The sequence below is a fragment of the Ralstonia edaphi genome (assembly GCF_958350185.1).
Classification (GTDB): domain Bacteria; phylum Pseudomonadota; class Gammaproteobacteria; order Burkholderiales; family Burkholderiaceae; genus Ralstonia; species Ralstonia edaphi.
In genome coordinates, this window is sequence record NZ_CATWHI010000003.1 from 125707 (window position 1) to 151680 (window position 25974).

Sequence of the window (25974 nt, forward strand, 5' to 3'; positions counted from 1 at the left end):
GGGACGGCAGGCGTATGAAGCTCGATAGAGCCGTCGATCTGCGCCGACGGCCAACCCAATTACTCTTCTCCGATTTCCTCGGCCACTGCGACGGCGCCCATCGGCGTCACGCCCAGTGCTTCGCGGACCTTGTTCTCGATGTCACGGGCGAGGTCGGGGTTCTCGCGCAGGTATTCACGGCAGTTGTCGCGGCCTTGGCCGATGCGCTCGCCGCCGTAGCTGTACCAGGCGCCGGACTTTTCAACGATCTTGGCTTCCACACCGAGGTCGATGATTTCGCCCTCGCGCGACACACCTTGGCCGTAAAGGATGTCGAAAATGGCTTCGCGGAACGGCGGCGCCACCTTGTTCTTGACGACCTTGACCTTGGTTTCGTTGCCGACGACGTCGTCGCCCTTCTTGATCGAGCCGATACGGCGGATGTCCAGACGCACCGAAGCGTAGAACTTCAGTGCATTACCACCCGTGGTGGTTTCCGGCGAGCCGAACATCACACCGATCTTCATGCGGATCTGGTTGATGAAGATGACCATGCAATTGGTCTTCTTGATGGTGCCGGTCAGCTTGCGCAGCGCTTGGCTCATCAGACGGGCCTGCAGGCCGGGCAACGCATCGCCCATTTCGCCCTCAATTTCAGCCTTCGGCACCAGCGCGGCCACCGAGTCGATGACGATCAGGTCAACCGAGCCCGAGCGCACCAGCGCGTCGGCAATTTCCAGAGCCTGCTCACCCGTGTCCGGCTGAGAGATCAGCAGGTCCGGCACGCTGACGCCAATCTTGTCCGCATAAGTGACGTCAAGCGCATGTTCTGCGTCGATGAACGCGCAGGTGCCGCCCAGCTTCTGCATCTCGGCAACCACTTGCAGTGTCAGCGTGGTCTTACCCGACGACTCCGGACCGTAGATTTCAATGACACGGCCGCGCGGCAGGCCGCCAACGCCCAGCGCCACGTCCAACCCGAGCGACCCCGTGGACACGACCTGGACCGGCTCGACCTCGGCGTCGCCCATCTTCATGATGGAGCCCTTGCCGAACTGCTTTTCGATCTGCGCGAGCGCGGCAGCCAGCGCCTTCTGCTTTTCTGCGCTCATCGCAGCTGCCTTCTTACCGTCTTCCATGGTCGTCCTTCGTGCAAATTGGTGTATAAATGGGCCGCAAGGGCTTGCGATTCCAGCGGTTGCCTGCAACAACGGGCCGCTGGCTGATTGCCCCGACGCGACCCATTCCATGACTTTAGCGCCGCCAAGACTACAGCACCGCGAATTCGGAGTACTGTATAAAAAACCAGTGGTTTTGACAAGTCTCCAGAACAGATGTCGCGCGAAAACAATGTAGCGGGCGGGATGGGCAAGGTATCTTGCCCGGCATCGCGGGGAGACACGCATGCGCATCCTGATTGCCGAAGACGACGCCACGCTGGCTGACGGGCTTACACGCTCGCTGCGCCAGGCGGGTTATGCCGTCGACCAAGCCTCCGACGGGGCGACTGCCGACGCGGCGCTGTCCGCGCAGACGGCCCAGACCTATGACCTGCTGATTCTCGATGTGGGCCTGCCCCGTATGTCGGGGCTGGAGGTCCTCAAACGCCTGCGCTCGCGCGGGGCCATGCTGCCGGTGCTGATCCTGACCGCCGCCGACAGCGTGGAAGAACGCGTCAAGGGCCTGGACCTGGGCGCCGACGATTACATGGCCAAGCCTTTCGCGCTGTCCGAGCTGGAAGCACGCGTGCGTGCACTGGTGCGACGCGGCACGGGCGGCGGCGCCACACTCGTGCGCCACGGCCCGCTGGCATTCGACCAGGTCGGGCGCATTGCCTATATCCATGATCAGGTGGTGGAACTCTCGGCGCGCGAGATTGGGCTGCTGGAGATTCTGCTGGCGCGCGTCGGCCGCCTGGTGTCGAAAGAGCAGCTGGTCGACCACCTCTGCGGCTGGGGCGAAGAAGTCAGCAACAACGCCATCGAGGTCTACATCCACCGGCTGCGCAAGAAGATCGAAGTGGAAGGCATCCGCATCGCGACCGTGCGCGGGCTGGGCTATTGCCTGGAACGCATGGCCACCCCCACGACCACCACCGCGACTGCTGCCCATGGGTGATCGGCTGGCCTGGCCGTGGCGTCGGCATCGCGCATCGCTGCGCGAGCGCGGCGACACGGCGCCCGGGGCCAATGGCCGCGACGACGACAGCGACCTCGCCGATACCCTCCCCCACCTCGAAGACGACGCCACGCGGCCCGTCGCCCGGTCCCTCTTCGGCGAAATTCTCGACTGGATGCTCGCGCCGCTGCTGTTGCTGTGGCCAATGAGCATTGCGGTGACGTACCTGGTGGCCAAGTCGATTGCGAATGCGCCATACGACCGCGCGTTGGAATCGAGCGCGATCGTGCTCAGCCAGCAACTGCGCGAAGTCAACGGACGCGTGACGCTGCAGTTGCCGATCTCCGCGCGTGAGATTTTGCGTGCGGACGAAACCGACAACATTTACTACCAGGTGCTGGGCACCAACGGCGAGTTTGTCTCCGGGGACCGCGACCTGCCGCTGCCGCCCGAAGAAGACGCCAATGCGGGCGGCCTCGTGCAACTGCGCGACGACCACATCCACGGCACAGAGATCCGCGTTGCCTATACCTTTGTGCAGCGGCCGGGCTCGGACGGCAAACCCGCTCTGGTCCAGGTGGCGGAGACGCTCGACAAGCGCGCGCAACTGGCCAACGAAATCATCAAGGGCGTGATCCTGCCGCAGTTCGTGATCCTGCCGTTGGCGGTGATCCTGGTGTGGTTTGGGCTCACGCGCGGGCTGGCGCCGCTCAATGCGATCCAGGAGCGCATCCGCGCGCGCAACCCCGGCGACACCAGCCCCATCGACGAAGGTGCCGCGCCGCAGGAGCTGACGCCGCTGGTGGCATCGTTCAATGACTTGCTCGGGCGCCTTGAGCAATCGGTGCACACGCAGAAGCGCTTCATTGCGGATGCCGCGCATCAGATGAAGACGCCGCTGGCCGGTCTGCGCATGCAGGCTGAGTTGGCACAGCGCGAACAGTCGCCCGACGAACTGCGCCGCACGCTCGCACATATCGCCGACAGCTCGGATCGCACCGCGCACCTCGTCAAGCAGCTGCTTTCGCTCGCGCGCATGGAAAACATGGGGGCCACCGACGGCATGGTGCCGCTGGATATCTGCGCGCTGTCGCGCCAGGTGGTGGCCGACTGGCTGCCCAAGGCGTGGGCCAAGCAGATCGACCTCGGCTTCGAGGAGCCTGGGCCGCCCGTCACGATTTCGGGCAACGCGACGATGCTCGCCGAGATGCTCAACAACCTGCTCGACAACGCGATCCGCTACACGCCCGACGGCGGACATGTCACCGTGCGCGTGACCACCGCGCCGTTCGAGCCGTTCGTCTTCATCGACGTGGACGACACCGGCCCCGGCATCCCCGTGGCGGAGCGCGAACGCGTGATGCAGCGCTTCTACCGCATTCTCGGCACGCAGGCCGAGGGCAGCGGGCTGGGCCTGGCCATCGTGCGGGAAATCGTGCAGCAGCACGGCGGCGACATCGAGGTGCTCGACAACGTGTATCAGGCGTCGCCGCGGCTGGCGGGGGCGCGCTTTCGCATCACGTTGCATCGCGCCTCCCTCGGCGACGAGGCCACCGCATGAGCATCACGCCCGGAACCCCGGCGCGCCGCCGGTGGGTTGCCAACATGCGCTGGATCGCGGCGCTGCTCGCGATGTGGTTTGTGGTGACGTTCGTGGTCGCCTTCTTTGCGCGGGACCTGTCGATGCACGTCTTCAACTCGGACTGGACCTTCGCCTACTGGGTCGGCGCGCAGGGTGCGCCCATCGTCTATGTGCTGATTACCGTGCTGTATGCATGGCGCACCAACCGCGCTGCGGATGCAGCCACACAAGACGACGAAGCGGCGCAGGGCGACGGGTCGGAACCCACCCAGCCGCCGTCCATCTGACACCGCGCCGCGCGCGTTATGCCGCCCCCAAGTGGCGCAGCTTCACAAAGGCCAACGCGGCCATTACCGCGTCGTTGAGCGCCTCGTGCGCGTCCCACGTCGGCAAATCCAGTTCCTTCATGACGGTGGCGAAGCGCAGGTCCAGATCGGGATCGCCCTGCTGCCGATACGGCGGCAGCTGGCGAAACTGATGGTCGTAATACAAGGCGGAGACTTCAATCTTGGGCTGCGGCAGACCGATGCCAAGCATAGGCATCACCACCCGATTGAGCATCGCCACATCGAACTCAAGGTAGTAGCCCACCAAAGGCCTGCTGCCGATGAAATGCAGCAGTGTGTGGACGGCCTGCTCGATCGACACACCGCTGTCCAGGTCGCGATTGCGCAGACGATGCACGCAGATGCTTTCGGGGCGCATCTCGCCTTGCGGGCGGATCAGCAACTCCAGGCATTCGCTGGTCAGGATGCGATTGCCGACAATACGGACGGCGCCGATGGAGATGATTTCGTCGGTGCGCACGTTCAGGCCGGTGGTCTCGCAATCGAGCGCGATCCACTCGTCTAAGGGCGGAGCGTCGAACAGGAAGCGGAACGCCGGATCGCGCAACCTGCGCAGCAGGCGCCGCTTGCGCAGTGCCTGCAGCCAGGCAGAAAAACCGCCGCCGATGATCACATCCACTCCGTCCGCCAGCGTTGCCGCAGCAGCGCCTTGAACCGTTTGACCGCGCCCAGCGCGTCCTTGAGCAGGTCACGCTCCAGCGACGACAGGCGCGCCAGATGCACGTCGCACGACAGCGGTTGACGCGCCTCGAGCTCCGCGAGCCCGGCCTTGAGCCGCAGCGTCATCAGGAAGTGCAGGCTCTCGGCCAGCTCGCCAGCCATCTGCGCATCGAGGGCCTCGGCACGCACAAGCGCGTCCAGGCGCGGCACGGTGCCGGTCTCGTCGAGTATCTGGTGGGCGAGTGCAAGGCTGCGCACGCCGTGGACGATCGGGAAGATGCCCTCCTTCTTCACGTCGATGACCGGATCGGGATCGGCAAACCCCAGCAGGCGATCGCGCCAGCCCGGCGCGGAACTGAAGGCTTCAACAGCAGCGGCAAAGCGGCCCAGAACGGCGTCGTTGTCGATCGTCAGTTCCAGCAACGTCCGTCGCAGTTGTTTGAGCAACGCGGCATCGCCGCACACCGCATGGGCATCGAAGAAGATGGCCAGATGCATCAAGCCCTCGGGGCTTGGCAGGATCAGCCATTCGCGAATGCGCCGCGCAAAGTCGCTTGCGTTCATGCACCACTCAGGCCGGCTGAGCATGATGCCGCCGGGGCAAGGCGGGTAGCCGAACGCGGCCAGCGCGTCGGAGAAGCGCGTGACGATGTGCTGCAGATCACCCGGAGGCACATAGCCATCGCGCAGCACCAGCGCGTTGTCCTGATCGGTCTTGAGCAGTTGCTCGCCACGCCCCTCGCTGCCCATGACGAACAGGCAACTGTTTTCCACCAGTTCCGGTGGCGCGATCATCTGCCAGGCACGCTCAAACAGGCGCGCGTTGATTTCGCGTACGAGGCTGGCAACGTGGTCAATGCGTGAGCCGCCACGCGTGAGCAGCGCGACCATCCGCGTGATCTGCGCGGCCACCTGCGCGAGCGCGTCTAGATCCTGCGCCAGGTTGATCTGCACGGTCAGCAGATACGAATGATTGGCCAGGAAGCTGAACACATCCAGCGATTCAAGCAGACCCAGAATATCGTCCCCCTGCGTGACGACCAGGCGGTGAACGCGGTGGCGCAGCATCAGCGTCAGGGCGTCGCCGATCTGTGCGGAGGCGGGCACGGTGATGAGCGAGAACTGGCTCATCTGCCCCACCGGCAGACGATCCAGCGGTGTGCCCTGCAGGACGGCGCGCTGCAAGGAGCTGCGTGTGAAGATGCCCACGCGCGGTGGGCTGCTGGTGCCATCACGCACCAGCACGTTGGAAGTGTTATGTGCCTGGAACAGCTTGACCACGGACACCACGTCCGTGTCGGCGTCAACAAAATGGGTGGGCCGGATGAAGGCGTCGCTGACGTGCGAGACGGCCAGCGACTGCATCGTTTCCATGCTTTGCCGCTGCGCAATGGCGCTGAGCTTGCTGCCGAGGTCGGAAAAGAGCAGCGCACCAAAAGTGGCGTTGGCGGCAATGAGGTCACGCACCGCCTGCCGCGCAACCTGATAGACGACGACTTCTTCAGCAGCAACGAAGCGGCTGCTCGCCTTGCCGGCCACCAGCGCTCGGCCGTCAAAGCAATCGTCGGGACCATAGGTGGCGATGAGCTCGTCGCCGTCGTACTGGGCGACGTGGCCTTTGATGATCAGGAACAGGTGCAGCGGTGCAGCACCCGTATCGAGGATGTTCTGCCCTTCCGGGTAGTAGCCGATGTCGACGGCTTCGCGCACCAGGCGCTGCTCGTCCTGGTTGAGGCAGTCGAACGGCCAGACGTTGAAGTTGAAAGCGCTGGGCATGGTTGCCTTGGAGACGGGCGATGCATCGCGTCACCCGCCTCCGATCAGCGTGGCCAGTGGCCGATCAGTGGCCCGATGCGCCGGCCGCACCGAGGCCGGTTTCCGAACGAACCTGCTGCGCGGCAAACGACGCCTTCTCGTTCTTGGCGCGAACACTGCTGTCCAACACCGAGAACAGCCACACTCCCACGAAGCCGATCGTCATCGAGAACAGCGCCGGCGACGTGTACGGGAACCACGCCGAGCCCTTGGGATAACCCAGCGTGGCTTCCCACACCGAGGGCGACACGATCGTCAATGCCACCGACGAGATCAGGCCCAGGAACCCGCCAATGACGGCACCACGCGTGGTGCAGCCCTTCCACAGCATCGAGAGGAACAGCACCGGGAAGTTGGCCGACGCCGCCACCGCAAACGCCAGCGACACCATGAACGCGATGTTCTGCTTCTCGAACGCGATGCCCAGCAGCACGGCGATCACGCCCAGCACCAACGTGGTGATGCGCGACACCCTCAGCTCATCTGCGCTGTTGGCCTTGCCATGCTTGAAGACCGTGGCGTAGAGATCATGCGACACCGCCGACGCACCCGACAGCGTGAGCCCCGCCACCACCGCCAGAATCGTTGCAAAGGCCACGGCCGAGATGAAACCGTAGAACACATCGCCGCCCACCGTCTTGGCCACCAGCACCGCAGCCATGTTGGCCGTGCCCGCACCGCCCTTGATGACGCCCTTGGCCACGTCGGACAGTTCCGGGTTCGTCAGGACCAGCGTGATGGCGCCAAAGCCGATGATGAAGATCAGGATGTAGAAGTAGCCGATCCAGGTGGTCGCCCAGAAGACCGATTTGCGCGCTTCCTTGGCATCGGGCACCGTAAAGAAACGCATCAGGATGTGCGGCAGACCGGCGGTGCCGAACATCAGCGCCATGCCGAACGAGATGGCCGAGATCGGGTCCTTGATGAAGCCACCCGGGGCCATCACCGACAGACCAATCTTGGCGGCCTCGTCAGGCGATTTGCCGGCATTGGCTGCAATGGCAGTCTTGACTTGCACGGCCTTGGCGAACAGCGCCTCCAGGCTGAAACCGTACTGCGCCAGCACCATGATGGCCATGAACGTCACGCCGGCCAGCAGCAGGCACGCCTTGATGATCTGCACCCAGGTGGTTGCGGTCATGCCGCCGAAGAGCACGTAGACCATCATCAACGCGCCGACAATCACCACCGCAATCCAGTAATCCAACCCGAACAGCAATTTGATGAGCTGGCCTGCGCCCACCATCTGAGCGATCAGGTAGAACGCCACCACCACCAGCGTGCCCACGGCGGCAAAGCTGCGGATGGGCCCTTGCTCGAACCGGTAGCCGGCCACGTCTGCAAAGGTGAACTTGCCGAGGTTGCGCAGCCGCTCTGCCATCAGGAACGTGATGATCGGCCAGCCGACCAGGAAGCCGATGGAGTAGATCAGGCCGTCATACCCGGAAGTCATCACGGCGGCGGAAATGCCCAGGAAGGACGCTGCCGACATGTAATCGCCCGAGATGGCCAGGCCATTCTGGAAGCCGGTGATGCCGCCCCCGGCCGTGTAGAAATCTGCCGCAGAGCGCGTACGCTTGGCAGCCCACTTCGTGATCCAAAGCGTGCCGGCCACAAACAATGCGAACAGCACGATGGCAGTGGTGTTGGTTTCCTGCTTGGCGGTCTGTCCGACATCGCCGCCGGCAGCCAGAGCGGCTCCGCAGGCGCCAGCGGCCAGCAACGCCACCAGCAGGATCGAAAGCATCTTCTTCATTTGGCGACGTCCTTCAGGATGTCCTGCGTCAGTTGATCGTATTCGCTGTTGGCCCGGCGTACGTAGATGCCGGTAATGACGACGGTGAAGATGATCACCGCCATACCGACGGGCACGCCCACGCTCATCACGCCTGTGCCCACGGGCTTGGCGAGAAACGGCTTATCGAATGCGATCAGCGCGATGTAGCCGTAGTACACGGCCAGCATCAGCACTGTCAGAACGAGGCCTAGCTTGTTGCGCCGCTGTTTGAGCTGCGCATATTTCGGATGCGCCTCGATTTTTCCTACCAATCCATCCTGCATCGCCTGTCTCCTGGTTTGCTCTTGGAATGTGTGCGGCGATTCTGGATAGCGAAACTGACTGAACTCTTACTCACGCCGTCGGCGGCGGTTTACTGCGATAGTGGTTTTCCCTAGCGCTGCAAAACAACGTAAGAAACCGCAGACGACATCCAGTGGAAAACGGGCGGCGCGGCCGCTCGGATCGCCCGAAGCGAGGTTCGCGATCGCCCCCAATCTTGTGCGTTTGCACATTCGCAGTAGGTGCGCATGCCGTCTGGCGAAGCACCCGCCGGCCTGGTGTTCGATGATGCAGCGCACGCATTCCGGCAAGGGGGCAGATCGCAGCACCAGCAGTCCACGCCGCAAGCCCAAGTGCTTGATTTCTTTGAGATCGGAACCGCCCCTCGCGTGCATCGAAAGGCACATGCCTGTCAGAACGCCGTAAGTTTCGGCTCCCACAATCCTTGACACTTCCGCGGGCGAAAAGCGTTTGCGTTGTCATGTCAGTGCCCAGCGGGACGACCTACGACAAAAACAGGAGACAACATGGCAACCGTGCAAAGTGCACCGAACGCGCCCGCCGGGCGCGTGCAGCCCGCGCCCATGACGAAGGAGGAGAAGAAGGTCATCTTCGCCTCGTCGCTGGGGACGGTGTTCGAGTGGTACGACTTCTATCTCTACGGCTCGTTGGCGGCCATCATCGCCAAGCAGTTCTTCTCGGGCCTGGACCCCACGGCGGGCTTCATCTTTGCGTTGCTGGCGTTTGCCGCTGGCTTCCTGGTACGCCCGTTCGGCGCGCTGGTGTTCGGCCGTCTGGGCGACATGATCGGGCGCAAGTACACGTTCCTGGTCACCATCGTCATCATGGGTACGTCGACGTTCATCGTCGGCCTGCTTCCGTCATACGGCACGATTGGCGTCACCGCGCCGATCATCCTGATCGCGCTGCGCATGCTGCAAGGTCTGGCGCTGGGCGGCGAGTACGGCGGCGCTGCCACGTATGTCGCCGAGCATGCCCCGCACGGCCGCCGCGGCGCGTACACGTCATGGATCCAGACGACGGCCACGCTGGGCTTGTTCCTCTCGCTGGTCGTCATCCTGGCCGTGCGCGAACTGACCGGCAAGGCGTTCGACGACTGGGGCTGGCGCATCCCGTTCCTGGTGTCGATTCTGCTGCTCGCCACGTCGGTGTACATCCGCCTGTCGATGAGCGAATCGCCGGCATTCCAGAAGATGAAGGCCGAGGGCAAGACCTCCAAGGCCCCGCTGACGGAAGCGTTCGGCCAATGGCGCAACCTGAAGATCGTGATCCTGGCGCTGATCGGCCTGACCGCCGGCCAGGCTGTGGTCTGGTACACGGGCCAGTTCTACGCGCTGTTCTTCCTCACACAGGTGCTGAAGGTCGACGCCTTCACGGCCAACGTGCTGATTGCCGTGGCGCTCGCCATCGGCACGCCGTTCTTCGTGTTCTTCGGCTCGCTGTCGGACCGCATCGGCCGCAAGAAGATCATCATGGCCGGCTGCCTGCTGGCGGTGCTGACCTACTTCCCGCTGTTCAAGGCGCTCACGCACTACGCCAATCCGGCGCTGGAGCGTGCCCAGCAGACCGCGCAGATCACCATCACGGTCGATCCGAAGGAGTGCTCGTTCCAGGGCAGCCCGATCGCCCGCGAGGTGGACTTCCGCTCGTCGTGCGACATCGCCAAGCGTACGCTGGCGCAGGCATCGGCCAGCTACGAGACGGTGGAAGGCCCGGCCGGCACGGTGGCCTCGGTGTCGATCGCGGGTAAGCAGATCAGCTCGCTCAACGCCACCCGTACGCCGGACGGTCAGAGTTTCGACGCCGACAGCAAGACGAAGATCGCCGACTTCAAGAAGCAGGTGAGCGAGTCGCTCAAGGCGGCCAACTACCCCGCCAAGGCCGATCCCGCCCAGATGAACACGGTCATGGTGCTGGTGATCCTGGTGATCCTGGTGATCTACGTGACCATGGTCTACGGCCCGATCGCAGCGATGCTGGTGGAGATGTTCCCGACGCGCATCCGGTACTCGTCGATGTCGCTGCCGTATCACATCGGCAACGGCTGGTTCGGGGGCCTGCTGCCGACCATCTCGTTCGCCCTGGTGGCCCAGAACGGCAATATCTACCACGGTCTGTGGTACCCGATCTGGATCGCGGCCATCACCTTCGTGATCGGTGTGCTGTTCGTGCGCGAGACCAAGGATGTGGATATTTATCGCAACGACTGACGCAGGGGGTTGACATATTCGCCGAAGACGGTAGAATCCCGCTTCTTCGGCGAATTAGCTCAGTCGGTTAGAGCGACGGAATCATAATCCGCAGGTCCGGGGTTCGAGTCCCTGATTCGCCACCAAATACCAAAAAGCCCTGCTTCGGCAGGGCTTTTTGCTTTTCTGCTGCAGCCCTGGCCGCCGCCGGGGTCATCACATTACGCAAGCGCCCTGGCTTGCACAGGCGCCTCGGCGGCCACCGCCAACACCCAATCCGTCGTCAACGCCGGTTGCGTCACGGGCAGCATATGGCCGCCGTCGATGATGCGCAGGTTCACACGATCCAGCTTCTGCTTGAGCGCTTCGCCCTGGCGTTTGACGTTGAGGATGCGGTCTCCGCGGCCGTACAACACGTCGACAGGCACCGTCATCGAGGCATAACGGCGCTCCATGTCGGGCAGATCTTCCGGGGCAGCGACCAGATCCGACGATGCCGCATAGAACACGTGCGGACGCAGCCCCAGCAGACCGCCGCCCTTGAACGGGAAATCCTTCGGCATGGACTCGGGCGCGAACACTGCAGCGATGGCTTTGCGCGAGTTGATGATCGACAGCGGGATCGCCAGCGTCCATGACACCAGCCTGCGCACCAGCGGCGACGGCAACACGAGGCCGCCGAACGCACCGGGCGGCGCGCTCTCTGCATGCGTGAGCGGCGCGATCAACGCGAGCCGGCGAATGACTTGCGGATGGTTCAGCCCCACCGCCAGTGAAATGGCCCCGCCAAGCGAATGCCCCACCAGCACCGGCTTGTCGAGCCCAAGCTTCTCGATGCACTGCGCGACCATGCGCGCCTGCGCGTAGATATTGGCCGGCGAATCCGCACCGCGCACAGAGCGCCCTGCCCCCGGCCGGTCGATCACGATCACGCGGTGTGAGCGCGCCAGCCGTTCCATATCCAGGTAGGCAAAGTTGCGCAGATTCCCACACAGGCCGTGCACGAATACGATGGCCGGCCCTGCGCCCCGATCGGTGTAATGCACGCGATCCGCCCCTATGTCGAGGAACTTGCCTTCGGGCGGAAACCCCTTGGTGACGCGGCGGGCGATGAAAAACGTCAACGCAACAGGCGCAAGCACGGCAAGCGCGATGACGCCAAGAACGATGCTGGTCATAGTGTCCCCAAAGCGGGAGGCGGTTAAGCGGGCTGCGCCGCGCCGATCGGTTGCGCGCGGCGTTCAAACTGCATGGCGCTGTCGGCCAGTGTGCCGAACTTCAGCATCATCAGATCGCGCGCGTAGTTCTGATACGACTTCCACGGCTGCTTGTCACCCTGTTTGGGCAGGATGGCCGCCGCGCGCTGGATGTAGCCGGACGTCAGATCGACGGCGGGCTCGCGGCTCATGGCTTCGTCATCAAGACGGGGCACGCAGGTATCGAAACCGTTGGCCTGCATGTGGTTGTGCAGCCGGCAGACGTATTGCGCAATCAGCTCGGCCTTCAACGTCCACGAGGCATTCGTATAGCCGAACGACGACGCCAGGTTCGGCACGCCGCTGTACATCATGCCCTTGTACGACACCGTCTCGGCCAGATTCACGGCACGTCCGTCGACGGTGATGGCCGCCCCGCCCAGCACCTTCAGCTTGAGCCCCGTGGCCGTGACGATCACGTCGGCGTCGAGATGTTCACCGCTCTTGAGCTGCAGACCGGCCGGCGTGAAGCGTGCGATTTCGTCCGTCGCAATCGAGGCCTTGCCCGCGCGGATCGTCTTGAACAGATCGCCATCCGGCACGAGACACAGGCGCTGGTCCCAGGGGTTGTAGCGCGGGGTCAGATGTTTGCGCACGTCGAAGCCGGGGCCGATCTGCTTGCCGGCCATGCGGATGATGAAATCTTTGAATGCCTTCGGCTTGCGACGCGCGAGGCTGTAGAAGTACATCGTCAGCAGCACGTTCTTCGTGCGCACCAGCCGGTGAGCGAGGCCCGACGGCAACCAGCGGCGCAACGTGTTGGCCACGGCATCCTGCTCAGGCCGCGACACGATGTACGTGGGCGAGCGCTGCAGCATCGTCACGTGCTGCGCGGTGCCGGCCATCGCGGGCACCAGCGTGACGGCCGTGGCGCCGCTGCCGATCACCACCACGCGCTTGCCCGCGTACGACAGATCGTTCGGCCAGTGCTGCGGATGGACGATGCGGCCCTGGAACGTGTCCATCTCGGGCCACGTCGGCGCGTGGCCCTCTTCGTAGTCGTAGTAGCCGCTGCACATGTAGAGAAACTTGCAGGTGAACTGCACCGGCTCCTCGTGCGTGCCAGCGCTGCGCAGCGCCTGCACGGTCCAGCGCGCGGCGGTGGAATCCCAGCTCGCGGCCGTCACCTTGTGGCGGAAACGGATCGACTTGTCGATGCCGAACACGCGCGCGGTATCGCGGATGTAATCGAGAATCGTCTGGCCGTCAGAGATGGCCTTGCTGCTGTGCCACGGCCGGAAGCTGTAGCCGAGCGTGAACATGTCGGAGTCCGAGCGGATGCCCGGATAGCGGAACAAGTCCCACGTGCCGCCGATGGTTTCGCGCCCTTCGAGGATGGTGAAACGCGCCGACGGGCAGCGCTCGCGCAGGTGATACGCCGCGCCAATACCCGAAAGGCCCGCGCCGACGATGAGCACGTCAAGGTCGGTATCCGGCGCGGCTGCCCGGTTGCGGGGCGCGGCCCGGCTGGCGCTGTGCTCCATCGTCGTGTCCATGCGGTCTCCTGTTCGCGACCCGGCTGCGGGCGTGGCAAAGTTCGCCTTAAATGTGGTGTGATTCGTCACCACTTTAATTTTCGGGCGTCCTGACGTCAAATAGCGAAATGGAGAAAACACTTGAAACAGCCGACGCACCCGCCAGAAAAGGCCGCCCGTACGGCGGTGTGCCGCCGGAGGCACGCGCAGCAGAGCGCCGCGATGCGTTGATCCGCGCTGGCACCCGCGTGTTCGGCACGGTGGGCTTTCGCAAGGCCACCGTGCGCGCGATCTGCCAGGAAGCGAAGCTCAATGATCGGTATTTCTACGCCGCGTTCGACAGTACCGAAGCCCTGCTGCGTGCGACCTACCAGCAGCATGCCGAAGACTTGCGCGCACAGGTGTCGGACGCCACCGCCGCCGTCGGCAACACGCTGGAGGCACGTGTCGACGCCGGCCTGCACGCGTTTTTCGCGTTCTTGCGTGACCCCTGCGCGGCGCGCGTGCTGCTGCTCGAAGTGATGGGCGTGAGCCCCGAAACGGACGCGACCTACCAGCGCAACCTGCTGGAGTTTGGCAGGCAGATCATGGCGAATGCCCAACTGCCCGGCGCCCCGGATGACGACGACGCCGAGCTGCGCGCCGACCAACGCATCATCGGCCTGGCGCTGGTGGGCGCCTTGACCAACGTCGGTGCAGCGTGGCTTCTGACCGGCTATCGAGACCCCGAAGAGAAGATGGTGCGCAACTGCCGCCAGGTCGTGCTCGGCACGTTGCGCGCCATGCTCGGCGCTTAAGCCCCGCCTTCCGGTTTGCCGAGCCGGACCACGGTCACGCCGGGCGCCAGATGCCGCAGCGACGGCTGCAGCAGCACGCAGTTGTCGTATGGCGTGACGATGTTCGATTCGCCATCGGTGGCGATGACGGTGCCGGCGCGCGCGATGGTTTCCATGCCGCGATAGTCGTCCACAAAGCGGAACGCCGTGGAGTTGGCGACGACCGGATCCGTCACGCGAATGCAGCGCACGTCCAGCGCAGGCGCCATGCCCAGCCATTCCGATACCGTAGATGCATCGACGGTGCCCAGCGCCACCAGGAAGCGCGCGCACGCATCCAGCGCCACATCGCGGCTCACGCGCTCGAAGTGCTGACCGCATTCGATCAGCAGCGCGTTCTTCGTACTGGCGGCATCGCCAAAGCCGCCGTAGTCGCGCAGGCGGCGGCCGGCAGCATGGCCGGCATCGATCATCAGATGCGTAGGCGCACCGACCTGGCGGCCCAATGCGACGCCTTTGGCATGCGGACCGGTCAGCATCAGCGGCTCGGCCTTCTCATGCATCGAGTGGATATCGAGCAGGTAATCCACCGTGTCGATCACCGGGCGCAACTCGCGCGCGCGGCGCAGTTCCAGCGTGTTGCCCGGGCCATCCAGCTTGTCCGCAGACCACACGCGATTCAGGTCTTCGTCGATGAAGCGCGTGGCATCCGGGTCGTTGATATCGAAGCGCTCATACGCCTCGACGTTGGCGAATGACAGCGTAAGCCTGCCACGTGCCGGACGCACGCCGGCGCCCAGCAGCGCATCCACGGCAATCGCACCGCACAGCTCGTTGCCATGCGTGAGTGCATTGATCATGACGTGCGGGCCGGGCATTCCGCTGTCGAACGTATGAACGTAATCAATACCGTGCGTACCGGTTTTCCAACGGCGGATATCAGGTTTGTGCAACTCGATCGGGTAGACCGGGAGCGTGGCGCGCAGCGCCTCCAGGGTCATCATGCGAAATCCTTCGGTGTGACGATAAGTCTGTTCAGGTCCGGGCCGCACGAGCGCGCCCGCGCAGCATCCACAGCGAGGCCAGGCTGATCAGCGTGGTCGCAAACACATAAAAACTTGGCGACGTCTTGATGTGCGTGACACCGATCAGCCACGTGACGATCAGCGGCGAGAATCCGCCAAAGATCGTTACCGACAGGTTGTAGCTCAGCGCCAGGCCCGTGCCGCGTGTACGCGTCGGGAAAATGTCGGCGAGCAACGCTGGCAGCGGCGCCAGGATGGCTGCGAGCAATACACCAACGATGGCCTGCATGACCAGCAGCGTCCAGAACGTCGGCTGTGCGACCAGCGTGGCAAACATCGGATACGTCGACAGCGCAATCACCACCATCGCAATCGACACCACGCGGATGCTGCCGAAACGATCCGCCAGCAGGCCGAACGCCGGCGCCATGATCATCAGCATCGCGCCCGTGATCATCGTGCAGACCAGCGATGCACTGGTCGCGATGTGGAGTTGATTGATGGCATAGGTCGGCATGTAGACCTTCTGCACGTAGTTGAATGCGGTGACGGCCACGACCACCCCCGCGCCCAGCAGTAGCCCCGGCAAACCCTGCGTGAGCGTGTCGCGCAGCGGCGAGCGCTCCTGCAGCGCGGCCGGCGCTTCCGCCTGCATGGCCACGAACTCCGGCGTTTCCGGCGTATGGCGGCGGATGTAGACGCCAATCGGCCCGATCAGCAAGCCGAACAGGAACGCCACACGCCAGCCCCATGACTCCACCTGCGCGGGAGTCAGTGCGTAGGTGATCCACGCACTCAGTCCCGCTGCAAGCAATGTGGCGAGACCCTGCGTGGCGGCCTGCCAGCTCGCGTTGTAGCCCATGCGCTTGCCGTTGGCGTGCTCGATCATGAACGCCGTGGCAGATCCGAATTCTCCGCCGGCCGAAAAGCCCTGCAGCAGCCGCGCCACGATCACGATGGCCGGCGACCATAGACCGATCGATGCGTATGTCGGCGCGAACGCGATCATCGCCGTGCCCAGCATCATCAGCAGGATCGACCACGTCAGCGCGGCCTTGCGGCCCACGCGGTCTGCATAGCTGCCGAGCACCATCGAACCGAGCGGCCGCATGATGAACGACACGCCAAAGGTGCCGACGGAGAGCATCAGCGAACTCCACGCATCGCCCGTCGGGAAGAACAGCTTGCCGATGGTGATGGCGAAATAGCCGTAGATCAGCAGATCGTAGTATTCGAGCGCGTTGCCGACGCTGGCAGCCAGCACGGCGCGCCAGGGCGCGGGATGTCGATGGGTGTCGGCGGCGCGTGCTGCTGCGCCGCTCGCGTTGAGGGTGTGGGCTGGCATGGTTGTCTCCCCGTGGTCTGTGCCGATCCGCCTGTCTTGCCGAACAGCGCTGGCGGGCGAAGGTTGCGGAGGAGTCTAGGTGCCGCGCCGAGGCGGTTTGTGCCGTTTCGGCACAAGGTTGGGCTTTTTGCGATGCGCCTCAGGCGAGATCGGCGCGGACGTTGGCATTGGCGTTATCGACGGCCCGTTGCCACACCTCGTCGAGCAGCACGCTCTGGTTGCTGCGCACCCGCATCATGCGGATGTTGACGTGGATGTGCCAGGCGTCGTCGCCAGCGGGGCGCAGTTCACCCGCGTTCAGATGCGGCCTGGCCAGCCGATACGGCAGCCACGCCATGCCGAATCCACGCAAGGCCATCTCTTCCACCGCTTCGTAAAAATCCGCCTGGAACACAGGCTGCAGATGCGCCTTGCGATCAGCGGCGGCCAGATGGCTGTCCAGCATCTGCCGCAACGTCAGCCCCCGCGCAAAGGCCAGCCACGGCAGCGGCGCAGCGGCCGAACCGGGCAGCGTGAAGCGCGGGCGGCCGCGCTTGTCGGGGGCGCTCACCGGCACGAGCGTCTCGCTGCCCAGCAGGCAATGGTCGTACTTGCGCGGATCGAGCAACGCATCGGCCTGCGGGCTGGCGTAGGCGATCAGCAAATCGACGGTGCCATCGGCAAGTGCCAACACGCCTTCCTGCGTGCCGCCTGTCGTCACGCTGAGCGGAAACACGCCGCGCTGGCGTGCCAGCGTTTCATACCAGCCGGGCACGAACGTGCGCGCCAGCGTGCGCCCCGTGCCGATCTTGAGCGCCACGGGCAATTGCGCCTCTCGCAGCAGCAGGCGCGCATCGTTCAGGCCGTCGACGGCATTGGCCGCTGCATCCAGAAACAAGCGCCCCGCCGCCGTCAGCGTGACCGGATGCTCGCTGCGCTCGACCAGCGCGGTGCCCACCCATTCTTCCAGCGCCTTGATCCGGCGGCCGAATGCGGGGTGCGTGACGTTGCGGTTCTCGGCGGCGCGGCTGAAGCTGCGCGTCTTGGCCAGTTCCTTGAAGTCTTCCAGCCATTTGATCTGCATGGCGCGTCCGGTCTTGTGGGGTGGGCGGGAGGTCTGCGCATTATCTCCGCAGCCTGCACGAACAGCCTTAACGTGCGTGCCGTATCGTTATCATCTTGAGCAAACGATCCGCCACGCCTTCATGTCCGCACCCCGCCCGCTCTCCATCGGCATTGCCGGCGCCGGTAACGCCGGCCTCGCCGCCGCCCTCGCGTTTGCCCGCCAGGGGCACGACGTGCACGTCTTCGAAAAGCACCCGCAGCTGACCGCCATGGGCGCGGGCCTGCTGATCCAGCCGCAGGGCATCCGCGCGCTGGAGGCGCTCGGCGTGGGCCGTGAGCTCGAGGGCATCGGCGCGCCGATCGATCGACTGATCGGTCTGAGCCATCGCGGCTGGCGTCTGCTCGACATCGACTACGCCGAGACGCCCGGCCGCGCCGTCACGCGGCACGCGCTGTCGTCCATGCTGTACGACGCCGCCGTGCATGCCGGTGCAGCATTCCACTTTGGTTGCACGATCCAGCAATTGCTTGGTGATGGCCCGCGTGCGCGGGTCGGGCACACGCAGGGCGAATCCATCTTCGACCTGTTTGTGATTGCCGATGGCGCGGCCTCTGCGCTGCGTGAGCCCGCAGGCCTGGCCGGCCCGTCGAGCACCTACCGATGGGGCACGCTGTGGTTTCAAGGATGGGTGGATGGCTGGAACCCGCGCGTGCTGCAGCAGCGCTTTCGCGGCACGCGCGAGATGATGGGCCTGCTGCCCACCGAAGTGGATGGCAACCGCACACGTTTGTCGATGTTCTGGAGCCTCCCCGGCGATGCCGTCGACGCCTGGCGCCAGACCGACATCACACAGTGGAAGGCACACGTGCTGAGCCTGTGGCCGCAAGCCGCGCCCATGGTGGAGCAGATCGGCTCGCACGACGATATGCCTTTTGCCGTCTATCGCCACACGTGGCCGCGCGCGTTGGCCAAACCGCCCTACTGCGTCATCGGCGATGCCGCGCATGCCATGAGCCCGCAACTCGGCCTGGGGACCACGCTGGCCGCGCAGGATGCGCTCGCACTGGCGGCATGCGTGCAGGTCCATGGTGCCGCCGATGGCGCGCTCGCCTACCACGCCCGCCGTCTGCGGACCGTGCAGGCCTACCAGACGCTAAGCCGCGCGCTGACGCCATGCTTCCAGGCGCAATACGGCGGTTGGATCCGAGACGTGGTGTTTGCCACCGGCTTGCGCGTACCCGGTGTCGCATGGCTGATGAAACGCAGCCTGGCAGAACCGCCCGCACGCGATGCCGCATTTGCTCCGGCTGCGGCTTCCTCCGCTGCCAGCGAAAAGCCCCAGGCATAACACGACGCCATCCATCGCCATGAGCCTGTTGCAGACCTTCCTTCCCGAGCATCAATTCAGCGAGCAGCACCATATACGCGTCAACGCATGCCCGGCACGCGTGCTCGACATGGTCTCGCAACTCGATGTCACCGATTTCCCGGTGGCCAAGCTATTCCTGCATCTGCGCGCCATCCCGGCGCGCATCGCCGCCGCGCTGGGCAGGCCCAGTGCGCGCCGGATCGACGCCGGATTCGGCCTGCACGATTTCACGGTTCTCGGCCGCGATGGAAATCAGGAATTTGCCGTAGGCTTGGTGGGCCGTTTCTGGGAGGCCGCCGGCGGGCTCATTCGCGTGGAAGCCAGTGCATTTCGCGCGTTCTCCGACCCCGATGTCGCCAAGCTGGTCATGACGTTCGTCGCTCTGGCCGATGGCGCCGGCACGCTGCTGACCACGCGCACGTGCGTGCATTGCTGCAGCACCAAGGCGCGCCGCCGCTTCACGCCTTACTGGTTGCTGATCCGCATTCCGAGCGGGCTGATCCGCCGGATGATGCTGCAGCGAATCAAGCAGCTTGCGGAGGCAGACGACGCCCCGCTTACACGTCCAGAATGACCAGCGTGCCGGCGCTGCCGGCGTCCACGCTGTGCGGCACGCCGGCAGGCACCACGTACAGCTCACCGCGCGAGACCGTCACCGCTTGGTCGTGGATGCGCAGGCGCAACTCGCCATCGATCACCAGCAGGCCTTCGGCATAGTCGTGCACTTCGTCGGGATACGTCGTGCCATCCATGCGCAGCACCTTGAAGTTGGCACCGCCAAAACGCTCCAGCACGCGAGACGACCATGCGCGCGGCAGCGCTTCGGCCTCTGCATTGAGATTCACAAGCGGCACACCGGCCTCGCCCAAAGAATGAGAGGTGCCGAGCATACCAGCCAATGAACGAAAAAAAGGGCGCCCCGCATTCCTGCGGTGACGCCCCTCCCGCGCAGATCAATCCGCTCCCGCTCAGGCCCCGTACGATGCGACGTCCATGTCGGACAGCGCATTGATGTCGTCGGCCGGCTTCAAGTGATCCACCCGGTAACCGTGTTTGTACACCGCAACCAGTCGCACCTCGTTCTCGGGTTCGATATTCAGCTTCATGCGGATGCGGGAGACGTGGCTATCGATCGTGCGCGTGTACTCCGAGGAATTTCGGCCCCACACCTGCCCAAAGATGTGGTCGCGCGAAAGCGTGCGGCCCACGTTCGAGAACAGCAGCAATGCCAGTTGGAATTCGATCGCCGTCAGCGTCACCCGCTCGCCGTGCAACGTGACCTGCTGTCGCTGCGGGCTGAAATGGTACGGCCCCACCGCGAACGGCAGGCGGCCATATGGAATCGGATAGGAACGACGCAGCAGCGCATCGACACGCGCACGCAGTTCAGCGATGCGGAACGGTTTGGCGATGTAGTCATCGGCGCCTTGCGTGAGTGCGCGCACCAGGCTCTTCTCGCCTTCTTCAGCCGTGACGAACAGGATCGGCAGCACTTCCCGGTGGCGACTGCGCACCACGCTCAGCACGTCGATACCGAGCATCCCGGGCGTGTGCCAGTCGAGAATCAGCATGTCGTACGACGCGCGGCCGAGCATGCGCAGCAACGTTGCGCCATCGTTGTACGTCATCACGTCGTGCCCCGATTGGGACAGTATCTGGACGATGACTTCGCTTTGGAAGGGGTCGTCTTCGAGCAAGGCGATACGCATGTCGGGCTCCATGGAAATTGTGCACATGCGTGCCAGGAGGCTGGAGCTGGCGTTGATAGCGCCCAACCCATCGGCGATCCGTTGCATGTGTTACGTGCCGGCAATTTTCATGGCGGGGTTTGCTACGAACCATGAGAAGAGTCCTAATTTGTAAAGACCCTTGAGCCACCCGACGCCATATCCACGGAATCCGGACAAAAAAAAAGCCCGGACAACGAGGTCCGGGCGGCGGTGCTTCCCACAACGTGACGGGATCGGAAACACCCAAGGGTCGCATGTGCCGGACACATCGCAGTGCACCGGGGGGAAACACTGCGACGCTTACGGGGGATGACGTCAAGGAGGGTCCGACGTACTGGTCCGCACATGCGAAGCGCATGATGCCGTGGGATATGCGTGACCGGAGCACTCGTGACAACATTTGACGCGCCCGCGTTCCGGTCGCGACACTCAGGTGGGATCGGCGTTTTCGAGTTCTTGCCGAATCGACTCGGTCAGCATGTCGATCAGCAGGCGGACGCGTTTGGGAACGAACCGAGCGGACGGTGTGACGAGGTTGATCGGTTCTCCGCTGGTCGCATAGTCGGGCAGCACGCGCACCAAGCGCGGTAGCGGCGCGTTGGCGCGCGCCACGGCACTCGCGTACAGCGGTAGCGGACCGATCCCGGCGCCCGACGCGATCAACGTTTCCAGGTAGATCAGGCTGTCGGCATTCAGGCGGGCGCGCACGACCACGGTTTTCAGGCCATCGGGGCCGACGAGGCGCCATTGCGTTTCGCCGCGGCCGGTACCGCGAAAATCGAGGCAGCAATGGTCGGCCAGCGCTTGCACTGTGTCGGGCGCACCGCGGCGCTGCAGGTAATCGGGCGAGGCAAACAGGCCGATGCGCAACACGCCAAGCGACCGCGCCACCAGCGAACTGTCGGCCAAGCGCCCCACGCGGACAGCAAGGTCAAACCCTTCCTGCACGAGATCGACATTGCGCGGCGTCAGCACGACGTCCAGATCGATGTCCGGATACTGCTGCATGAAGCGCGCCGCCACGGGCGCCACCAGCAGGCGTCCGACGTCTTCGGAAGACGTAATCCGGACCTTGCCGCGCGGCAGGTCCTGCAACTCCCCAGCGCAGGTCGTGGCACGTTCGATGTCTTCCAGTGCGTGCGACGCTACCTGGTACAGGCTCTGGCCGGCGTCCGTCAGATGGAGCGTGCGCGTGGTGCGCTGTAACAGTCGCACGTTCAAATCCTGTTCAAGCGCGGCAATGCCGCGGCTGACGGACGATTTCGGCAAATCGAGCCGCGTTGCCGCTGCCGTGAAGCTCCCCGCTTCGACCACGCGCACGAACAGCGCCAATTGGTTCAGATCCATGGTTTCCTCCTCTTATCGTGATGCGCGCCGGCCGGAATGGTTATTGTCTCGTCTGGAGCAACATTTTTTCCCACAATAACCGACTAGTGCAGACGAGGCAACTACCCTACATTTGGCGTATGACAAATGCCGAATTTCAGGAGAACAACATGGAAACCCTCGTGCAACCGCAAGTGCAGCCCGTGCAACGTGGCCGCCGCGTGGAACGCATCATCACCGGCCGTCCCACCTCGGACGGTGCCGGCGTGAAGCTCACCCGCGTGCTGACGAACAACCTGCAACGCCGGCTCGATCCGTTCCTGATGCTGGACGCATTTCGCAGTGACGACCCGAACGACTATCTGGCCGGTTTTCCCGACCATCCGCACCGCGGCTTTGAAACGGTGACGTACATGATCGCGGGCCGCATGCGCCACCGCGACAGCGCCGGTCACGAAGGCCTCCTGCAACACGGCGGCGTGCAGTGGATGACGGCCGGCAGCGGCGTCGTCCACTCGGAAATGCCGGAACAGGAAGACGGCGTGATGGAAGGCTTCCAGCTGTGGCTGAACCTGCCTGCCCGCGACAAGATGACGACGCCGTGGTACCGCGACATCCCGTCGAACGAGATTCCCGAGTTCACGACGGAAGACGGCGTGGCCGTACGCGTGATCGCCGGTGAATCGCACGGTGTGCAAGGCGCGATGACGCGTGAAGCGACACAACCGCTGTACCTCGACGTCACGCTGCCGGCAGGGGCGTCGTTTGCGCAGGCGTTGCCGGCCGGACACAACGCATTCGTCTATGTGTTCCGTGGCAGTGCGCTGGTGGGCGACGCCGAAGCAGCCGGCAACGCCGGACTGCAGCGCGTGGAAGACAAGCAGATGGCCATCCTCGCCAACACGGAGGGCAGCGACGGTGTGGTCATCCGTGCAGGCGATGCCGAGGCGCGCGTGCTACTGGTGGCCGGCAAGCCGCTGAACGAGTCGATCGCGCAATACGGCCCGTTCGTGATGAACACGCAGGAAGAAATCTTCCAGGCCGTGCGTGACTTCCAGGCCGGCAAGTTCGCCTAAGCCCTAGCCTCAAAGAAAAACCGCCGCTCGGTGTCACCAGAGCGGCGGTTCATCCAACAGCGCGATCTGCTCGCGCAATTCCAATACCCGGTCCTGCCAATAGCGTTGCGTGTTGAACCACGGAAACGCAGCGGGAAACGCCGGATCATTCCACCGGCGCGCCAGCCACGCGCTGTAGTGCAGCAAGCGCAGCGTGCGTAGCGCTTCCACCAGATACAGCTCGCGCGTATCGAATTCGCAGAAGTCTTCGTAGCCGGCCAGCAGGCTGGCGAGCTGCGACTGCATCGATGCGCGATCGCCCGAGAGCAGCATCCACAAGTCCTGCACGGCGGGGCCGGTGCGGCTGTCGTCAAAATCGACGAAATGCGGGCCGGCGCTGCGCAGCGGATCACCCTGCTTGGCGTCGGCCTCTTCGATCCACAGCACGTTCGAGGCGTGGCAATCGCCGTGCAGGCGCAGCAGCGAAACGTCGCCTGCGCGGTCGTAGCAGCGGCGCACGCCGTCGAGGGCAGCGTCGGCGACGCTTCGCCACGCCGGCAACAAATCGGGCGGAATGAAATCGTGTTCGAGCAGCCAGTCGCGCGATTGCACGCCGAAGGTGTCGATGTCGAGCGCCGGACGGGCCATGAACGGCCGCTGCGCGCCGACGGCATGGATGCGGCCAAGGAAGCGGCCCATCCATTCGAGCGTGTCGTCCTGGTCAATGGCGGGCACGCGGCCCGCGCAGCGCGGGAAGACCGCGAAGTGCCAGCGTTCGAACGCGTGCAGCGTGCGGCCATCGATTTCCAGCGGCGCGATCACGGGGATTTCCGCCGCTGCCAGTTCCGCCGTAAAGGTGTGCTCTTCGACGATCTGCGTGTCGGTCCAGCGGCCGGGGCGGTAGAACTTGGCCACCACCGGCGCGCTGTCTTCCACGCCGACCTGGTACACGCGGTTTTCGTAGCTGTTGAGCGCGAACATGCGGCCGTCCGGCATCAGCCCGACCTCCGCCAGCGCATCCAGGATGCTGTCTGGCGTCAGGCCGTCGTAGGGCGCGTCAGCTGATGCGGGTGGGCCGTCGTCGTGCATGAACGTCAGGCTTTACGACCGCCGAGCAACGCAGCCGCCTTGGCGAACAAACCATTGAACGGCTGCTTGGCCGGCTGCCCCTTGTGGGCCGGCTGCGCGGCTTGCGTGTTCGATGCACGGCGTTGTTGACCGCCCTGCCCGCCTTGTCCATTGCCATTGCCTTGGCCCTGGCCTTGACCGTTGCCCTGACGCTGGCCGCGCGCTTGCGATTGGCCGTTGCCGGCACCGTGGCCATTGCGCGGCTTGGGCGCGGCTTGGCCGTCGCGTTGGCCTTGCGCCTGGCGCTGGCGGCTGCCGCCACCATTTCGACCCTGGCCTTGGCCTTGATTCTGTGCCTGCCCCTGGCCGTTGCCGCTCGACTCGCGACGCGGTTCGCGAGGCTCACGCGGAGCACGCGGCTCGCGCGGGGTAGCGTTGCCGCTGGCCTGGCGTGGCTGCTGGCTGCGGCCACCGCCCGGACGGCCACCGCGCGCGTTGCCGCCACGACCCGCCGAGTTGCGCCCGTTCGGAATCGGCTCCGCCGCGATGGTCGGGTCCGGCTCGAAACCTTCCAGCACGGTGCGCGGCAGTTCGCGCTTGATGAGGCGCTCAATGTCGCGCAGCAGGCCATGCTCGTCCACGCAGACGAGCGAAATCGCCTCGCCCTGCGCACCCGCGCGGCCCGTGCGGCCGATACGGTGCACGTAGTCTTCCGGCACGTTCGGCAGGTCGAAGTTGACGACGTGCGGCAGCTGGTCGATGTCGATGCCGCGCGCGGCGATGTCGGTCGCAACCAGCACGCGCAGCGTCCCGGCCTTGAACTCCGTCAGCGCGCGCGTGCGTGCCGATTGGCTCTTGTTACCGTGAATGGCCAGCGCGGGGATGCCGTCGCGCGTGAGCTGCTCGGCCAGGCGGTTCGCGCCGTGCTTGGTGCGCGTGAAGACCAGCACCTGATGCCAGTCGTTGTCGCGCACGAGCTTGGCGAGCAGTTCGCGCTTGCGCTCGCGGTCGACCGGATAGATGCGTTGCTCGACCGTCTCGGCCGTCGTGTTGCGGCGTGCGACTTCGATCAGCGCCGGCTTGTCGAGCAGACGGTCGGCCAGTTCGCGAATGTCGTCGGAGAACGTTGCCGAGAACAGCAGGTTCTGACGCTTCGGCGGCAGGATGTTGAGGATCTTGCGGATGTCGTGGATGAAGCCCATGTCGAGCATGCGATCGGCTTCGTCCAACACCAGCAGTTCAATGTGCGACAGATCGATGGTCCGCTGACCGACGTGGTCAAGCAGACGGCCCGGCGTGGCCACGACGATATCGACGCCGCGCTTGAGCGCATCGATCTGCGGGTTGATGCCGACGCCGCCAAACATCACCATCGACTTCAGCGGCAGGTATTTGCCATAGGCGCGCACGCTTTCTTCCACCTGCGCGGCCAGTTCCCGCGTGGGCGTCAGCACCAGCGCACGGATCGGAAAGCGCATGCCCTGCGGCGTTTGCACCTTGTTGGGCTGCGATGCAGACAGGCGATGCAGCAGCGGCAGCGTGAAACCGGCGGTCTTGCCGGTGCCGGTCTGTGCACCGGCGAGCAGGTCACCGCCCTTGAGGATGGCGGGGATGGCCTGGCGTTGAATCGGAGTGGGTTCTGCGTAGCCGAGTTCGGCCACGGCACGTACCAGCTTGTCTGACAAGCCTAGTTCGGAAAACGACATGGAAAAGCGATTGGACCGGCGTGTCCCG

Annotated in this window: 23 protein-coding genes and 1 tRNA gene; 9 read left to right on the top strand and 15 right to left on the bottom strand. The window is 64.6% G+C overall.

Annotation, left to right across the window (positions count from 1 at the left end; all coding sequences use genetic code 11):
* Positions 1 to 59: 59 nt before the first annotated feature.
* Positions 60 to 1118: a recombinase RecA gene (gene recA / locus R2669_RS10995; protein ID WP_027678137.1), complete on the bottom strand. Its 1059-nt coding sequence runs from the start codon at positions 1116 to 1118 to the stop codon at positions 60 to 62.
* Between the two features lie 265 nt (positions 1119 to 1383).
* Between recA and R2669_RS11000 the strand changes: the two genes are divergently transcribed.
* The 3 genes from R2669_RS11000 to R2669_RS11010 are packed head-to-tail and all read left to right on the top strand — an operon-like array spanning position 1384 to position 3966.
* Positions 1384 to 2097, top strand: coding sequence for a response regulator (locus tag R2669_RS11000; protein ID WP_232042045.1), 714 nt, complete (start codon positions 1384 to 1386; stop codon positions 2095 to 2097).
* Positions 2090 to 3658: a sensor histidine kinase gene (locus R2669_RS11005; RefSeq protein ID WP_147214412.1), complete on the top strand. Its 1569-nt coding sequence runs from the start codon at positions 2090 to 2092 to the stop codon at positions 3656 to 3658. Before R2669_RS11000 ends, R2669_RS11005 begins: the two co-directional genes overlap by 8 nt.
* Positions 3655 to 3966: a sodium/substrate symporter small subunit gene (locus R2669_RS11010; RefSeq protein WP_147214411.1), complete on the top strand. Its 312-nt coding sequence runs from the start codon at positions 3655 to 3657 to the stop codon at positions 3964 to 3966. The genes R2669_RS11005 and R2669_RS11010 overlap by 4 nt, the downstream gene beginning before the upstream one ends.
* Before the next feature lie 16 nt (positions 3967 to 3982).
* On the opposite strand, the gene R2669_RS11015 is transcribed toward R2669_RS11010, so the two are convergent.
* From R2669_RS11015 to R2669_RS11030, 4 genes are all read right to left on the bottom strand, one after another.
* Complete coding sequence (locus tag R2669_RS11015; RefSeq protein WP_410003872.1) at positions 3983 to 4636, bottom strand: 3'-5' exonuclease; 654 nt, start codon at positions 4634 to 4636, stop codon at positions 3983 to 3985.
* The gene (locus R2669_RS11020) at positions 4636 to 6462 is read right to left on the bottom strand and encodes a DUF294 nucleotidyltransferase-like domain-containing protein (protein ID WP_316900100.1); all 1827 of its coding nucleotides are present in this window, start codon (positions 6460 to 6462) and stop codon (positions 4636 to 4638) included. The genes R2669_RS11015 and R2669_RS11020 overlap by 1 nt, the downstream gene beginning before the upstream one ends.
* A gap of 64 nt (positions 6463 to 6526) precedes the next feature.
* On the bottom strand, positions 6527 to 8257 hold the full coding sequence (locus tag R2669_RS11025) for a cation acetate symporter (RefSeq protein WP_316873842.1): 1731 nt from the start codon (positions 8255 to 8257) through the stop codon (positions 6527 to 6529).
* Entirely contained in the window at positions 8254 to 8562 is a 309-nt protein-coding gene (locus tag R2669_RS11030; protein ID WP_147214408.1) for a DUF485 domain-containing protein, read from the bottom strand. The genes R2669_RS11025 and R2669_RS11030 overlap by 4 nt, the downstream gene beginning before the upstream one ends.
* Before the next feature lie 525 nt (positions 8563 to 9087).
* On the opposite strand from R2669_RS11030, the gene R2669_RS11035 reads away from it, so the two are divergent.
* Together R2669_RS11035 and R2669_RS11040 are read left to right on the top strand one after the other, a co-directional pair.
* On the top strand, positions 9088 to 10791 hold the full coding sequence (locus tag R2669_RS11035) for an MFS transporter (protein ID WP_147214407.1): 1704 nt from the start codon (positions 9088 to 9090) through the stop codon (positions 10789 to 10791).
* Positions 10792 to 10839: 48 nt separating this feature from the next.
* Positions 10840 to 10916: transfer RNA gene (locus R2669_RS11040), tRNA-Met, on the top strand.
* Between the two features lie 75 nt (positions 10917 to 10991).
* On the opposite strand, the gene R2669_RS11045 is transcribed toward R2669_RS11040, so the two are convergent.
* Positions 10992 to 11948: an alpha/beta fold hydrolase gene (locus tag R2669_RS11045; protein WP_316900102.1), complete on the bottom strand. Its 957-nt coding sequence runs from the start codon at positions 11946 to 11948 to the stop codon at positions 10992 to 10994.
* A gap of 23 nt (positions 11949 to 11971) precedes the next feature.
* Positions 11972 to 13522 carry a flavin-containing monooxygenase gene (locus R2669_RS11050; RefSeq protein WP_316900104.1) on the bottom strand — a complete coding sequence of 517 codons (1551 nt, stop codon included), beginning with the start codon at positions 13520 to 13522 and terminating at the stop codon, positions 11972 to 11974.
* A 107-nt stretch (positions 13523 to 13629) separates the two neighbouring features.
* On the opposite strand from R2669_RS11050, the gene R2669_RS11055 reads away from it, so the two are divergent.
* Positions 13630 to 14298 carry a TetR/AcrR family transcriptional regulator gene (locus tag R2669_RS11055; RefSeq protein WP_316900107.1) on the top strand — a complete coding sequence of 223 codons (669 nt, stop codon included), beginning with the start codon at positions 13630 to 13632 and terminating at the stop codon, positions 14296 to 14298.
* Here the strand turns inward: R2669_RS11055 and R2669_RS11060 are convergent.
* From R2669_RS11060 to R2669_RS11070, 3 genes are all read right to left on the bottom strand, one after another.
* Entirely contained in the window at positions 14295 to 15281 is a 987-nt protein-coding gene (locus tag R2669_RS11060) for a M14 family metallopeptidase (RefSeq protein WP_316900109.1), read from the bottom strand. The two genes, R2669_RS11055 and R2669_RS11060, sit on opposite strands and share 4 nt — an antisense overlap.
* Positions 15282 to 15312: 31 nt before the next feature.
* On the bottom strand, positions 15313 to 16647 hold the full coding sequence (locus R2669_RS11065) for an MFS transporter (RefSeq protein ID WP_316900110.1): 1335 nt from the start codon (positions 16645 to 16647) through the stop codon (positions 15313 to 15315).
* A gap of 139 nt (positions 16648 to 16786) precedes the next feature.
* Positions 16787 to 17710: a LysR family transcriptional regulator gene (locus tag R2669_RS11070; RefSeq protein ID WP_316900111.1), complete on the bottom strand. Its 924-nt coding sequence runs from the start codon at positions 17708 to 17710 to the stop codon at positions 16787 to 16789.
* A 121-nt stretch (positions 17711 to 17831) separates the two neighbouring features.
* Here R2669_RS11070 and R2669_RS11075 point away from each other — a divergent pair, with 121 nt between their 5' ends.
* On the top strand, positions 17832 to 19040 hold the full coding sequence (locus R2669_RS11075) for an FAD-dependent oxidoreductase (protein ID WP_316900113.1): 1209 nt from the start codon (positions 17832 to 17834) through the stop codon (positions 19038 to 19040).
* 19 nt (positions 19041 to 19059) lie between these two features.
* A complete protein-coding gene (locus R2669_RS11080; RefSeq protein ID WP_316900114.1) occupies positions 19060 to 19635 on the top strand; it encodes a hypothetical protein in 576 nt (191 codons plus the stop codon).
* On the opposite strand, the gene R2669_RS11085 is transcribed toward R2669_RS11080, so the two are convergent.
* The 3 genes from R2669_RS11085 to R2669_RS11095 form a co-directional block, all read right to left on the bottom strand.
* Positions 19619 to 19951, bottom strand: a complete 333-nt coding sequence (locus tag R2669_RS11085; protein ID WP_316900116.1) for a cupin domain-containing protein — start codon at positions 19949 to 19951, stop codon at positions 19619 to 19621. The genes R2669_RS11080 and R2669_RS11085 overlap by 17 nt on opposite strands.
* Positions 19952 to 20029: 78 nt before the next feature.
* Positions 20030 to 20770, bottom strand: a complete 741-nt coding sequence (locus tag R2669_RS11090; RefSeq protein ID WP_147214398.1) for a response regulator transcription factor — start codon at positions 20768 to 20770, stop codon at positions 20030 to 20032.
* A 450-nt stretch (positions 20771 to 21220) separates the two neighbouring features.
* Positions 21221 to 22138 (bottom strand): LysR family transcriptional regulator, encoded by a 918-nt coding sequence (locus tag R2669_RS11095; RefSeq protein WP_316900118.1) that lies wholly within the window; start codon positions 22136 to 22138, stop codon positions 21221 to 21223.
* 149 nt (positions 22139 to 22287) lie between these two features.
* Between R2669_RS11095 and R2669_RS11100 the strand changes: the two genes are divergently transcribed.
* The gene (locus R2669_RS11100) at positions 22288 to 23193 is read left to right on the top strand and encodes a pirin family protein (RefSeq protein WP_316900120.1); all 906 of its coding nucleotides are present in this window, start codon (positions 22288 to 22290) and stop codon (positions 23191 to 23193) included.
* A 33-nt stretch (positions 23194 to 23226) separates the two neighbouring features.
* On the opposite strand, the gene R2669_RS11105 is transcribed toward R2669_RS11100, so the two are convergent.
* Both R2669_RS11105 and R2669_RS11110 read right to left on the bottom strand, forming a co-directional pair.
* A complete protein-coding gene (locus R2669_RS11105; RefSeq protein ID WP_316900122.1) occupies positions 23227 to 24261 on the bottom strand; it encodes a serine/threonine protein kinase in 1035 nt (344 codons plus the stop codon).
* Between the two features lie 5 nt (positions 24262 to 24266).
* Positions 24267 to 25946, bottom strand: coding sequence for a DEAD/DEAH box helicase (locus tag R2669_RS11110; protein ID WP_316900124.1), 1680 nt, complete (start codon positions 25944 to 25946; stop codon positions 24267 to 24269).
* Positions 25947 to 25974 lie beyond the last annotated feature (28 nt).

Coding starts and splice junctions, on each gene's coding strand:
- R2669_RS11110 (WP_316900124.1), bottom strand. CDS start 25,946: ATGTCGTTTTCCGAACTAGGCTTGTCAGACAAGCTGGTACGTGCCGTG.
- R2669_RS11025 (WP_316873842.1), bottom strand. CDS start 8,257: ATGAAGAAGATGCTTTCGATCCTGCTGGTGGCGTTGCTGGCCGCTGGC.
- R2669_RS11010 (WP_147214411.1), top strand. CDS start 3,655: ATGAGCATCACGCCCGGAACCCCGGCGCGCCGCCGGTGGGTTGCCAAC.
- R2669_RS11000 (WP_232042045.1), top strand. CDS start 1,384: ATGCGCATCCTGATTGCCGAAGACGACGCCACGCTGGCTGACGGGCTT.
- R2669_RS11060 (WP_316900109.1), bottom strand. CDS start 15,281: ATGATGACCCTGGAGGCGCTGCGCGCCACGCTCCCGGTCTACCCGATC.
- R2669_RS11050 (WP_316900104.1), bottom strand. CDS start 13,522: ATGGACACGACGATGGAGCACAGCGCCAGCCGGGCCGCGCCCCGCAAC.
- R2669_RS11035 (WP_147214407.1), top strand. CDS start 9,088: ATGGCAACCGTGCAAAGTGCACCGAACGCGCCCGCCGGGCGCGTGCAG.
- R2669_RS11045 (WP_316900102.1), bottom strand. CDS start 11,948: ATGACCAGCATCGTTCTTGGCGTCATCGCGCTTGCCGTGCTTGCGCCT.
- R2669_RS11090 (WP_147214398.1), bottom strand. CDS start 20,770: ATGCGTATCGCCTTGCTCGAAGACGACCCCTTCCAAAGCGAAGTCATC.
- R2669_RS11070 (WP_316900111.1), bottom strand. CDS start 17,710: ATGCAGATCAAATGGCTGGAAGACTTCAAGGAACTGGCCAAGACGCGC.
- R2669_RS11075 (WP_316900113.1), top strand. CDS start 17,832: ATGTCCGCACCCCGCCCGCTCTCCATCGGCATTGCCGGCGCCGGTAAC.
- R2669_RS11080 (WP_316900114.1), top strand. CDS start 19,060: ATGAGCCTGTTGCAGACCTTCCTTCCCGAGCATCAATTCAGCGAGCAG.
- R2669_RS11030 (WP_147214408.1), bottom strand. CDS start 8,562: ATGCAGGATGGATTGGTAGGAAAAATCGAGGCGCATCCGAAATATGCG.
- R2669_RS11065 (WP_316900110.1), bottom strand. CDS start 16,647: ATGCCAGCCCACACCCTCAACGCGAGCGGCGCAGCAGCACGCGCCGCC.
- R2669_RS11020 (WP_316900100.1), bottom strand. CDS start 6,462: ATGCCCAGCGCTTTCAACTTCAACGTCTGGCCGTTCGACTGCCTCAAC.
- R2669_RS11095 (WP_316900118.1), bottom strand. CDS start 22,138: ATGGATCTGAACCAATTGGCGCTGTTCGTGCGCGTGGTCGAAGCGGGG.
- R2669_RS11005 (WP_147214412.1), top strand. CDS start 2,090: ATGGGTGATCGGCTGGCCTGGCCGTGGCGTCGGCATCGCGCATCGCTG.
- R2669_RS11100 (WP_316900120.1), top strand. CDS start 22,288: ATGGAAACCCTCGTGCAACCGCAAGTGCAGCCCGTGCAACGTGGCCGC.
- R2669_RS11085 (WP_316900116.1), bottom strand. CDS start 19,951: ATGCTCGGCACCTCTCATTCTTTGGGCGAGGCCGGTGTGCCGCTTGTG.
- R2669_RS11055 (WP_316900107.1), top strand. CDS start 13,630: ATGGAGAAAACACTTGAAACAGCCGACGCACCCGCCAGAAAAGGCCGC.
- R2669_RS11105 (WP_316900122.1), bottom strand. CDS start 24,261: ATGCACGACGACGGCCCACCCGCATCAGCTGACGCGCCCTACGACGGC.
- recA (WP_027678137.1), bottom strand. CDS start 1,118: ATGGAAGACGGTAAGAAGGCAGCTGCGATGAGCGCAGAAAAGCAGAAG.